This is a genomic window from Burkholderia puraquae (genome assembly GCF_002099195.1).
Taxonomy (GTDB): domain Bacteria; phylum Pseudomonadota; class Gammaproteobacteria; order Burkholderiales; family Burkholderiaceae; genus Burkholderia; species Burkholderia puraquae.
The window spans coordinates 224177-235421 of the sequence record NZ_NBYX01000006.1; the positions used below are offsets into that span (position 1 = coordinate 224177).

Annotated in this window: 9 protein-coding genes; 4 read left to right on the forward strand and 5 right to left on the reverse strand. The window is 69.4% G+C overall.

From position 1 onward, the window contains the following. Positions 1-598: 598 nt before the first annotated feature. The 3 genes from B7G54_RS14780 to B7G54_RS14790 all read right to left on the reverse strand — a co-directional run bounded on the left by B7G54_RS14780 (position 599) and on the right by B7G54_RS14790 (position 3314). Positions 599-1111 carry a disulfide bond formation protein B gene (locus B7G54_RS14780; protein WP_085039729.1) on the reverse strand — a complete coding sequence of 171 codons (513 nt, stop codon included), beginning with the start codon at positions 1109-1111 and terminating at the stop codon, positions 599-601. Between the two features lie 139 nt (positions 1112-1250). Then, positions 1251-2627, reverse strand: coding sequence for an amidase (locus B7G54_RS14785; protein ID WP_085039730.1), 1377 nt, complete (start codon positions 2625-2627; stop codon positions 1251-1253). 6 nt (positions 2628-2633) lie between these two features. Further along, positions 2634-3314 carry a GntR family transcriptional regulator gene (locus tag B7G54_RS14790; protein WP_085039731.1) on the reverse strand — a complete coding sequence of 227 codons (681 nt, stop codon included), beginning with the start codon at positions 3312-3314 and terminating at the stop codon, positions 2634-2636. A 280-nt stretch (positions 3315-3594) separates the two neighbouring features. Between B7G54_RS14790 and B7G54_RS14800 the strand changes: the two genes are divergently transcribed. The 3 genes from B7G54_RS14800 (at position 3595) to tcuC (ending at position 7285) form a co-directional block, all read left to right on the forward strand. Next, on the forward strand, positions 3595-4785 hold the full coding sequence (locus B7G54_RS14800; protein ID WP_085039732.1) for a gamma-glutamyl-gamma-aminobutyrate hydrolase family protein: 1191 nt from the start codon (positions 3595-3597) through the stop codon (positions 4783-4785). Positions 4786-4900: 115 nt separating this feature from the next. Then, positions 4901-5593, forward strand: a complete 693-nt coding sequence (locus B7G54_RS14805; protein ID WP_085039733.1) for a DUF2968 domain-containing protein — start codon at positions 4901-4903, stop codon at positions 5591-5593. 396 nt (positions 5594-5989) lie between these two features. Continuing rightward, positions 5990-7285: an MFS transporter gene (gene tcuC / locus B7G54_RS14810; RefSeq protein ID WP_085039833.1), complete on the forward strand. Its 1296-nt coding sequence runs from the start codon at positions 5990-5992 to the stop codon at positions 7283-7285. A gap of 81 nt (positions 7286-7366) precedes the next feature. Here tcuC and B7G54_RS14815 read toward each other — a convergent pair whose 3' ends face one another. Further along, positions 7367-9205, reverse strand: a complete 1839-nt coding sequence (locus B7G54_RS14815) for a tetratricopeptide repeat protein (protein WP_425266485.1) — start codon at positions 9203-9205, stop codon at positions 7367-7369. Between the two features lie 132 nt (positions 9206-9337). Here B7G54_RS14815 and B7G54_RS14820 point away from each other — a divergent pair, with 132 nt between their 5' ends. Next, positions 9338-10981, forward strand: a complete 1644-nt coding sequence (locus B7G54_RS14820; protein WP_085039735.1) for an FAD-dependent monooxygenase — start codon at positions 9338-9340, stop codon at positions 10979-10981. Between the two features lie 9 nt (positions 10982-10990). Here B7G54_RS14820 and B7G54_RS14825 read toward each other — a convergent pair whose 3' ends face one another. Beyond that, a complete protein-coding gene (locus B7G54_RS14825; RefSeq protein ID WP_085039736.1) occupies positions 10991-11242 on the reverse strand; it encodes a formate dehydrogenase subunit delta in 252 nt (83 codons plus the stop codon). Between the last annotated feature and the right edge of the window lie 3 nt (positions 11243-11245).

Here is an 11245-nt window from a genome sequence, read left to right on the forward strand (position 1 = left end):
CACGCGGCGCGGGCTGGCGAGCATGGCGGCAACGATGACGGACGGAAGTGGGGCGGCCCGGCCGCACGGCCGATGCGGTGCGGCGGCAGCGCGCCGACGACGCGCGCGAACGGCACCGCCGGATGCGCGGACGCCATGAGGGTGACGGATGCGGATGGTTTGCGTTGTCATGATGAATCCAGTCGACATTGCGGATCGGGCGCGCGTTACGCAGGGGTGGTGAGACCGCCTGGCCTCGCGCACGTAGATCGCCATCCAGTCGCGAAGATAGCACCGCAACGCGACGGGAACATCGCGGGGCAGTGATCCGGGCTATCAGGAGGCGATCATGTCGATCATAGGCCCGCCGCACGGGATCGGGGCGCCGCTGCGTGCACATCGGGCCGAAACGCAGGCGTGGCGGGCCTGGGCGCGAAAATCGCACGATGCGCGTTCGCCCGGAGATCCGGGCGGCGGCGGAGTAGGTGTTTACGCGGGGGTCGCCTGGGCGCGGCCCGCCGGGTTGGGCCGGCGAGCGCTCCGGGGCCGGGCGGTCACCCGCCGGCGGTGTGCAGCCCGCGCGAGCGGGCCGCGTGCAGGCCGGTGCGAAACCGGCCGGTCAGGCCACGAGCTTGCGGCGATGGCGCCAGAGGCTCGCGACGACCGCGATCAGGATCACGGCGAAGCCGATCAGCGCCCAGCCGGGCAGCAGGATGCCGAAGATCGGCGGGTAGACGGTCTCGCACAGCCCGGCGACCTTGAACATGCCGGGGAACCACTGCGCGGGCGGCAGGCTGTCGACGATCGGCTGCAGCGTGTCGAAGCCGCAGCTGAAGCCCGGATTCATCTGGATCGACAGATGCCGCGCGGCCGTGCCGACGCCGCCGGCCGCGGCGATCGCGATCAGCAGCTCGAGCACCCAGACGCCGCGCCAGTTGCGGATCCCGGCGGCCAGGAACGCGAAGATCCCGATCGCGCAGAAGAAGTAGCGCTGGATGATGCACAGCGGGCAGGGGTCTTCGTTCTTCACGTACTGAAGGTAGAGCGCACCGGCCAGCAGGGCGATGCACACCCATCCGAGCAGCATCAGCAGGCGGCGTTCGCGGCGGATTGCGAGCGTGTAGTCGTTCATGTCGGCGGGGTTCCTCGTGGGTCGGTCCGGAAAACAATCGCGCGATTTTAGCGCGAACGGTCTGGCACGAAACTGACAGCGCGCGTGCGGCAACCTGCCGCACCGCGCGTCCAGTCCGCCGGTGGTCGGTTGGCTGCGGTCAGCGGATCGTGTTCAGCACGGCCTCGACCGCCTGGCCGATCGCGAGCAGCGCGTCGTCGCGATGCGGTGCGGCCGCGAGCATCAGGCCGACCGGCGCCGCGTCGCGCGGATGGCAGGGCAGCGACAGCGCGCACGCGTCGAGGAAGTTGAACGCGCTCGGGTTGCGCAGGATCAGCGCGTTGGTGCGCGTGAACGCGGCGTCGTCTGCTTCGAGTTCGGCGATGCGCGGCGGCACGACCGGCACCGTCGGTGCAACGAGCGCGTCGAAGCGCGACCAGACCGTGTGCGCGGCTTCGTCGAGCATCGCCGTGCGCGCGGCGAGCAGGTCGAGATAGTCGGCCGCGCTCGCAGGTTCTCCCTTCAGGATCCGCGTGAGCACGCGCGGGTCGTACTGGTCGCGGTGCTGCGCGAGCAGCGGGCGATGCCACGCGTAGGCCTCGATCGGCGAGAAGCCGAAGCGGTTGATGTCCGGCAGCCGGTCGAGTGCGGGGAAGCGCACTTCCGTGACGATCGCGCCGGCGGCTTCGAGATGCTTGAGCGCGGCATCAAGCGCGGCCGCGACGTCGGCATCGACGCCGTCCGTCACGTAGTTCGTCAGCACGCCGAGCCGCACGCCTTCGAGCGGCCGGGCGGCCGGCACGTGCGGTTCGAGGCCCGCGAGCATCCGGTCGACGAGCGCACAGCAGGCGACCGTCAGGCCGATCGGGCCGAACGAGTCGAGCGTCGTCGACAGCGGCACGCCGCCTTGCGTCGGGATCCGGCTCGCGGTCGGCTTGAAGCCGGTCAGCCCGCAAAGCGCCGCCGGAATGCGGATCGAGCCGCCCGTGTCGGTGCCGAGCGCGACGGCCGCCATCCCGTCGGCGACGGACGCGGCCGCGCCGGACGACGAGCCGCCGGAAATCCGCGCGTCGCCCGGCACGTCGCGGTGGTACGGCGAGCGCGGATGGCCGAAGTGCGGATTCAGCCCGAGCCCCGAGAATGCGAATTCGCTCATGTTGGTGCGGCCGACCAGCACCGCGCCCGCGCGCTTGAGCCGCGCGACGGCGACCGCGTCGGTGCGCGCGGCCGGCGCGCCGTCGAGCACGCGCGAACCCGCGCGCGTCACCTGGCCCGCGACGTCGAACAGGTCCTTGACCGACACGGGAATGCCTGCGAGCGGCGACAGCACGGTGCCCGCGGCGCGCAGCCGGTCATGCGCGTCGGCGGCCGCGCGCGCATTGTCGGCATCGACTTCGGTGAAGACGACCGCACCCTGGCCCGACGGATCGGCGATCCGGTCGAGCGCGGTGTCGACGAGCGCGCGGCTCGTGGTCCGGCCGGCGGCGAGGTCGGCGGCGAGCTGGGCGAGCGGGGGGAAGGGCGTGAAAGTGGTCATGGCGGCTCAGGGGCGAAGATGTTGGAGAAGCGTGGAGCGAAACGAATCGATATGGCTTTCGACGGCCACGCGCGCGCCGGCGGCGTCGCGCGCGGACAGCCGATCGAACAGTTCGCGATGCTCATGCTGGACGTCGGCGAGATGGTGAGGTTCGGACAGCGTGACGAACCAGAAGCGCAGCGAGCGCTCGTGCAGCGCGCGCAGGATCTCGGCGAGGACCGCATTGCGCGCGGCCGCGGCGATCGCCTGGTGGAACGCGCGGTCGAGCTCCATCATGCCTTCGACGTCGTGCGTGTCGACGCACGCCTGCCCGTCGTCGAGCAGCGCGGCCAGGCGCGCGAGATCGTCGGGCGTCGCATGGCGCGCGGCGAGTTCCGCGCAGTGCGCTTCGTTGATGCGCCGCACGTCGATCACCGCGACGATGTCGTCGAGCGACAGCGGCTGCACCATCAATCCCTTGCGCGGCATCACGGACAGCAGCCCTTCGAGCACGAGCCGATGCACGGCCTGGTGCACCGGCGTGCGGCCGATGCCGGTGCGCGCGACGAGGTCGGCTTCGTTGAGGGCGGCACCGGGCTTCAGGCGCATCGTGATGATGTCGCGCTGGATCAGCGCGTACGCGCGGTCGGCGAGGCTGGCCGCCGGCGCGGCGGGGCGCTCACGGGTGACGTCGGTCAGGGCATTCATGCAGGGGGCGGTGCGGCGGCCGGACGGGGCACGATCATGGCGCGGGTGACCGGGAAGCGTGGACGATGTTTGGATATTATTGTGATATATCACTGGTGTCCAGTACCGGCGGCGATGCATCGGCGTTGCCGGCGCGCGGGCGGGGACGCTCCCCGATGTGGTTTGCCGCCGACTTGCAACAATATCGACAGGATGTTGCAGGTTTGCCGCTCGATCGTGCGCTGAAGCATAATGAATCCTCGTTTATCCATACGCGTGAGCGACGTACCAGACCATCGTCATGAGCGAAAACACGCCTTCCCCGGCCGGTCTGCCCGGCACCTCCTCCGTTTCTTCCGATTCCCCCCGTCCCGCTCCGGCGCAAGCGCCCGATGCGCCGGTAGCCCAGGCCGCCGCGCGGAACGTCGCCGCGGACGGTGCGTCGCCGGTCACGGCAGCGTCCGAGCCGGGCGCGCCCGGTGCAACGGGTGCCGCCGTCGATGGCGTTGCCGCTGCCGCGCCGACGAAGCATGGCGCGCCGCCACCGGGGTTCGGCGCGCAGCCCGACTTCGACACACCGCGCCCGCCGCCCGCGAGCGCGCAGAATGCGCCGCCGGCCTACCTGAAACAGAGCGACACGCCGTGGTCGGTATTCGGCCGGATCGTGGCCGCGCGCGCGCGCCGGCTGTTCGACCGTGCCGGCCAGCGCATCACGCAGCGCACGCTGCGCATCGGCGTGTCGGCGCGGATCTTCCATCCGGAACCGGGTGCGAAGGGGCTGCGCGGCAAGACGCTGCAGTATCTCGAGGAATCGATCGCCCACTGGGTGATGTCGCGCGACGTGCTCGTGTTCATGATCCCGACCGTCGGCCACCAGGGGATGATTCACCCGAGCAACATCCGCCTGCGCGACTACGCGAAGCATCTCGACGGCCTGCTGCTGCAAGGTGGCGCCGACGTATCGCCGCAAACCTACGCCGCGTCCGACGCCCGCCCCGAATGGCCGGGCGATCGCGTGCGCGACATGTACGAACTCGAGCTGCTGCACGAGTTCGTCGAATCCGGCAAACCCGTCCTCGGCGTGTGCCGCGGCTGCCAGCTGATCAACGTCGCGTTCGGCGGCTCGCTGTACCAGGACATCGCCACCGATGTGCCGACCGCGAATGCGCACGTGAGCGAGCATTACGACCAGCATCGTCACGCGATCCGCTTTCCGGATTCGTCGACGCTCGCGAGCATGTTCCCCGGGCGCAGCGAAGCGATCGTCAACTCGATCCACCATCAGGCGATCCGCGATCTCGGCCGCGATCTGAACATCGAGGCCGTGTCGGCCGGCGACGGGATCATCGAGGGCATTCGCCATCGCCGCTCGCCGTTCGTCGTCGGCGTGCAGTGGCACCCCGAGTTCCATCGTGCCGGCGGCTCGGAGCTGCTCGACTGCACGCCGCTGCTCGATGCGTTCCTGCGCGCGGCGCGCGAAACCCGCCTGTAGCAAGCCGCATGCTTCGCGTCGCACGAAGGCTGGCCGCATCCCGATAAATTCGAGATGCGGCCGTTTCGTTTTGAACGATAATCGCGAGTCCCGATTCGTTCGCCGGAGTCTGACGTTGGCTTTCCGAAACTTCTCCCCTGCACGATGCGCGACGTGGATCGTTGCGCTGGCTGCCTGCATGCAAGCGGGCTCGGCCTGGTCTGCCGACGCGACCGCGCCCGCCGCCGGTACGCGTCCGGCAGTCACGAGCCTGCGCGGCGACGCGGCGGCATCCAACGCGGCTGCAACGGATGCATCCGCGCAAGGCAACGTCGCCGAGCTGACGCAGATGCTGCACGATGGCCGGATCGTCGAGATGCGCACGACGTACAACGGCAGCTACGGTGCGAGCCTGATGTTCGATCCGCGCGAGATGACGTACTACGTCGCGCTGTTTCAGGACAAGCACCTGTGGCGCGTGATCCGGTCGCAGGAGAAGAGCCGTGCGGAGATGGTGTACGCGAACTTCGTTCAGCAAACCGTACAACTTGCCGACATCGAAATTCACCGTACCGAGCTGGAGGCACAGAAGGCGTTTCTCGAGCGCGTGATCGCGCTGCAGGCGAATCGTGCACAGCAGTTGCAGGCCGACCTGAGCGTTGCGCGCAGCCAGCAGGCCGAAGTCGCGCAGCGGCAGCAGTCGGCGCAGGAGCAGACACGGGCGCTGCAGGTCGAGAAGCGGGCCGCGCAGATGCAGTTGCGTGATCTGCAGGAACAGGTGCGGCAACTCGAGAAGCAGACCGAGACGGGACTGCCTGCGCACAAGTAACGATTCGTCGGACGGAGAGCGACGAGCAAAACCCGGCGAAGCGTGCTTCGCCGGGTTTTTTATGGCGCGGCCATCAGCGCGCGAACGCGTCCGGCGTATCGGTCAAGCGGCGGTGGGATAGTTGGGCCGTCCAGTCGACGCTGGTGGCGGGCGCGTGTGTTTTGCTTCTGTTTCGGGATGACTCGTACGAGGCGAACGCCGCGATGGCAACGGCAGGGGCGACACAAGGCAAATGTCGGGATTGCGTGGCATGATGCGCGAACCATGCCGGTGCGCGCGTCGTCGCGCGGCGCGTCGCCGGCGGGCAGCGATGCCCGTGCGCGCCGGCCTGGCGCCGCGTGCGTCGTCGGATCCATGCGGCGCGGATTCGCGCCATCCGAGCTGAGCGAGAAAAACATGTCCACAGCGTCACACGTCGTCGCGCAGGAATCGAAATTCCGCACCGTGTTCCGGGTCGTCAGCGGCAACTTCCTGGAAATGTACGACTTCATGGTCTACGGCTATTACGCGTCGGCCATCGCGAAAACCTACTTTCCGAGCGGCAACGCATTCGCGTCGCTGATGCTGTCCCTGTCGGTGTTCGGTGCGGGCTTCCTGATGCGGCCGGTCGGCGCGATCGTGCTCGGTGCATACATCGATCATCACGGCCGGCGCAAGGGGCTGATCCTGACGCTCGGGCTGATGGCGCTCGGCACGCTCACGGTGGCCGCGATACCCGGCTATGCAACGATCGGCGTGCTCGCACCGGTGCTCGTGCTGCTCGGCCGGCTGCTGCAGGGCTTTTCGGCGGGCGTCGAGCTCGGCGGCGTGTCGGTCTATCTGTCGGAGATCGCGACGAAGGGGCACAAGGGGTTCTATACGTCGTGGCAGTCGGGCAGCCAGCAAGTGGCCGTCGTGTTCGCCGCGCTCGTCGGCGTGTTGCTGAACCGCGCGCTGCCGGTCGAGGAGATGACCGCGTGGGGCTGGCGCATTCCGTTCCTGATCGGCTGCCTGATCGTGCCGTTCCTGTTCCTGATCCGTCGTTCGCTGAGGGAAACCGACGAGTTCCTCGCGAAGCGTCATCGTCCGACGATGGGCGAGATCATGCGTTCGATGCTCGACAACTGGGGCGTCGTGGTGGCGGGTATGGGGATGGTGATCATGACGACGGTGTCGTTCTACATGATCACCGCCTATACGCCGACGTTCGGCAAGGAAGTGCTGCACCTGTCGTCGCTCGACGCGCTCGTCGTGACCGTCTGCGTGGGGATCTCCAATCTCGTGTGGCTGCCGCTGTCCGGTGCGTTGTCCGACCGCATCGGCCGCCGCCCGGTGCTGATTGCGTTCACCGTGCTGACGCTGCTGTCGGCTTACCCGGCCGTGCTGTGGCTCGTCGGCGATCCGTCGTTCCTGCGGCTGCTCGCGGTCGAGCTGTGGCTGTCGTTCCTGTACGCGTCGTATAACGGGGCGATGGTCGTCGCGCTGACCGAAGTGATGCCGGCCGACGTGCGCACGGCCGGTTTCTCGCTGGCATATAGCCTCGCGACGACGATCGGCGGCTTCACGCCCGCGATCTCGACGCTGCTGATTCATCAGACCGGGAACAAGGCGGCGCCGGGGCTGTGGCTGAGCGTGGCCGCGATCTGCGGGCTGATCGCGACGCTCGTGCTGTATCGCACGCCCGAGGCGCGCAACCAGTACAAGGCGGCCTGACAGGTACCCGCAAGTCGTGCGGCGCCGGCCGCACGCATCAAACAAGGGAGCGCAGCGCGCTCCCTTTTTTTGCATCTGCGTTCAGGCTTCGCGCAGCTTGTCGGCGACCGCGGCCGCCACGTCGAGCCATGCGCCCGGAGCGGGCTGGCGGGCGAGCCTGGCCTGCGGATACCACGGGCAGTCGTCGCCGGTGAACCAGCGCCAGTCGGGCGCGAACGGCAGCATGACCCACAGCGGCTTGCCGAGCGCGCCGGCGAGGTGCGCGACCGCCGTATCGATCGTGACGACGCCGTCGAGCCGCGCGATCAGCGCGGCCGTATCGGCAAAGTCGCTCAGCCGTCCGTCGAGCCGATGCACGCGCGGATGTGCGTCGACGCGCGCGCGTTCGTCGTCGTCGAGTGCGGGCTGCAGCACGATCCAGTCGATGTCCGGCAGCGCAAGCAGCGGCGCGAGCGCGTCGAACGGCATCGAGCGGTTTTCCTGCGCCTGCCGGCGCCCCGACCACGCGAGGCCGAACTTGCGCTTCGCCTGCCCGCCGAGCGAGCCGCGAAAGCGCCGGCCGGCGCTGTCGGGGGCATCGAGGTAGCGCGAGCCCGCGACGATGTCCTCCGTCTGAAGCCCGAGCAGGAACGGCAAGCTCATCAGCGTGCACGCGACATCTGCGGCGGGCGGTTTCGCGGTGCCCTGTGCGACGAGCGTCACACGCCAGCGCGACGCGGCCGGCGCCAGCAGCGTCACGAGTTCCGGCTGGACTTCGAGCACGACGCGCGCGCAGCGTGCGCGGGCAAGCGGCACGAAGCGGACGAACTGCAGCGTGTCGCCGAAGCCCTGTTCCGCGCGGATCAGCAGCGTGCGCGACGCAATCGGCTCGCCTTGCCAGCGCGGCAGTGCGCCGAGTGGCGTCGCGCCCGGCGTGTCGTGGCGCGCTTCATAGGCGGGCAGGCCGCGCGTGAAGTCGCCGAGCGTGAGCAGCGTGACCGCGCGGTGCAGCCGTGCCAGCGTGAGATCGGGCGCGACACGCAGCGCCTGGTCGAATGCGCGCAGCGCCATCTCGTGCGCACCGAGCGCGTGATGTGCGTTGCCGAGGTTCAGCCAAGCCAGACTGAACGACGGATCGAGACCGACGGCACGCTCGTAGTAGGGCAGCGCGTCGCGGTGGCGTGCCTGTGCGCACAGTGCGTTCGCGAGCCCGAACAGCGCGAGCGGAAACGGCGGATGCAGCGCGAGCGCGGCTTCGAACGCGGCGGCTGCCTCGGTATGCCGGCCGACCGCGTCGAATGTGTTGCCGAGATTGAAATGGGCGGCGACGAAGCGCGGCTGCGCGGCGATTGCGGCCTGGAAGTGCGCGATTGCGTCGTCGGCGCGGCCCATCGCGTTCAGCGCCATCGCGAGGTTGTTGTGCGCCCCCGCATGCCCGGGCCGCAGCTCGAGCGCGCGATGGAACGCGGCGAGCGCGTCGTCGTGGCGGCCGAGCGCGTTCAGCGCGTTGCCGAGATTGTTGTGGATCGATGCATCGTCGGGCGTGAGCCGGAGCGCGCGGCCGAATGCATCGATCGCATCGTCGTGGCGCTGCAGCGCCGCATATGCATTGCCGAGGTTGTAGTGCGCGAGCGGAAATTCGGGCGCGAGCGTCAGCGCGTTGCGAAAGCGGTCGACCGCTTCGTCGAGCCGGCCGAGTGCCTTCAGCGCGTTGCCGAGATTGAGGTGCAGCGCGGCATCGTCCGGACGCAGCGCGACGGCGCGGCCGACGAGATCGGCCGCCTCGGCGTGCTGGCCCTGCTGGTGCCGCAGCACGCCGAACAGATGCAGCGCGTCGGCGTTGGCGGGGTTGGAGGCGAGCGCGTTGCGATAGCCGTGCTCGGCCTCGGCGAGGCGGCCCGCGCGGTGTGCAGCATACGCTCGGTCGAATGCGGAATCCATGACGCGAAAACTGACGGAAAGGGTGCATTTTCCCACACCGCGCGTCGGTGCCGCGCGTCGGACGATCGGCATATGGCCCCGTCACGCGGAGCGGCGTAGACTTGCAGGGTCTCGCGTGTCATCGAGGTTCTCATGGCTGACACACTGTCCGATATCCCGCCCGTACTGATCGTCGGCGCGGGGCCGACCGGCCTTGCCGCGGCGATGAGCCTCGCGCGGGCCCGCGTGCCGGTGCGCATCATCGATCGGCTCGCTGCGCCCGCGCCGCATTCGCGCGCAATCGGCATCCAGGCGCGCACGCTCGAACTGCTGGAGCAGCATCGCGCGGTCGAACCGTTTCTCGCGCTCGGCCATCGTGCGCATGCGGCCGCGCTGCATGCCGATGGCCGCGTGATCGCGCGGCTCGATTTCGATCCGCTGCAAACGCGCTATCCGTACCTGCTGTTTCTCGACCAGACCGTCACCGAGCGCCTGCTCGCCGAGCACCTGGCCGGGTTCGGCGTGACGGTCGAGCGCGGCGCGACGCTGACCGCGTGCGATGCGGGCGGCGCGTCGCTCGACGTGTCGATCCGCTGCGCCGACGGCCGCGACGAATCGTTCGCACCGTCGTACCTGATCGCGGCCGACGGCGCGCACAGCACGGTCAGGCATCTGCTCGGCCTGGGCTTCACCGGGCACGCGTTCGAACAGACTTTCCTGCTTGCCGATTTCGCGGCGATACCCGACTGGCCGGATGAAGAGATTCACCTGTTCACGGCGCCCGAAGGCATCGCCGGCCTGTTTCCGATGGGAGGCGGCCGTTACCGGCTCGTGGCCGACCGGCCGCCCGGCAGCGACGCGTCGCCCGATGCGCCGACCCCGTCGCTCGCGGAATGCGACGCGATCGTGCGTGCCCGTACCGGCATGTCGATTTCGCCGAGCGATCTCGCGTGGTCGTCCTATTTTCACCTGCACAGCCGGATGGTCGACCGGCTGCGTCACGGCCGCGTGTTCTTCGCGGGCGACGCCGCGCACGTCCACAGCCCGGCCGGCGCACAGGGCATGAACACCGGCATCCAGGAAGCATTCAATCTCGGCTGGAAGCTCGCGCGCGTGCTCGGCGCGGGCACGCCCGAGCGGCTGCTCGACACGTATCACGCGGAGCGTCATCCGATCGAGCGCGACGTGTTGCGGCAGACCGGTTTCGTCACGCAGATCGTCGAAGCCGAGCGTGGCGCGATGAAACTGCTGCGCGATCATGTCGTGCCGCTGCTGGCGTCGTTCGGGCCGATGCGCGACGCGGTGCGGCGCACGGTCAGCGAGCTCGGCGTGCAGTACCGGAAGAGTCCGCTCACGCTGGAGCGTGTGCTCGACGGCGGGCCGCGCGCAGGCGAGCGGGCACCCGACGCGCACGTGCGCGTGGTCGACGGGCCGCTCGGTCAGGCGCCCGGAACGGCGCGGCTATACGACCTGCACGATCCGGCGAGCTTCACGCTGCTGTTGCTGGAAGAGCCGGCGAATGCCGACGCCGGCGCGGTGCCGCCGATGCCGGCCGATGCGCAGGCGCTCGTGCAGGGGCTCGAACGGATCATGCCGGATGCGGTGCGCGTCTGGCGCGTCACCGATGCCGAAGGCGGTGATGCCGGGCTTGCGCAGGAATACGGCCGCTCGCGGCCGTCGTTCTACCTGCTGCGGCCCGACGGTTATGTGGCCGCGCGCGGGCGCACGGCGACCGACGCGAACGCGCTGCTGCGCCACTGCGAAAGCTGGTTCGCGGGCATGTCGCGGCCCGCGTAGCGGTGCTGGTCAGGCGCTCGCGGCGGCAGGCACGAGCGACGCGCGATGCACGGCGATCGCGTCGCGCACGATCGGCGCCGCGCGCTGCGCGGCCTCGCTCGATGGATCGTCGAGCGCCGCGAGAAGCGCACGGCGCATCCGCGGCTCCCAGAAGCGCCGGATATGGTCGGCGATACCGGTCAGCGCTTCGTCGCGATCGGGCATCGATTCGAAGAATGCGCCGATCTGGTTGGCCATGTCGATCAGGTGTCCGTTGTCCATCGC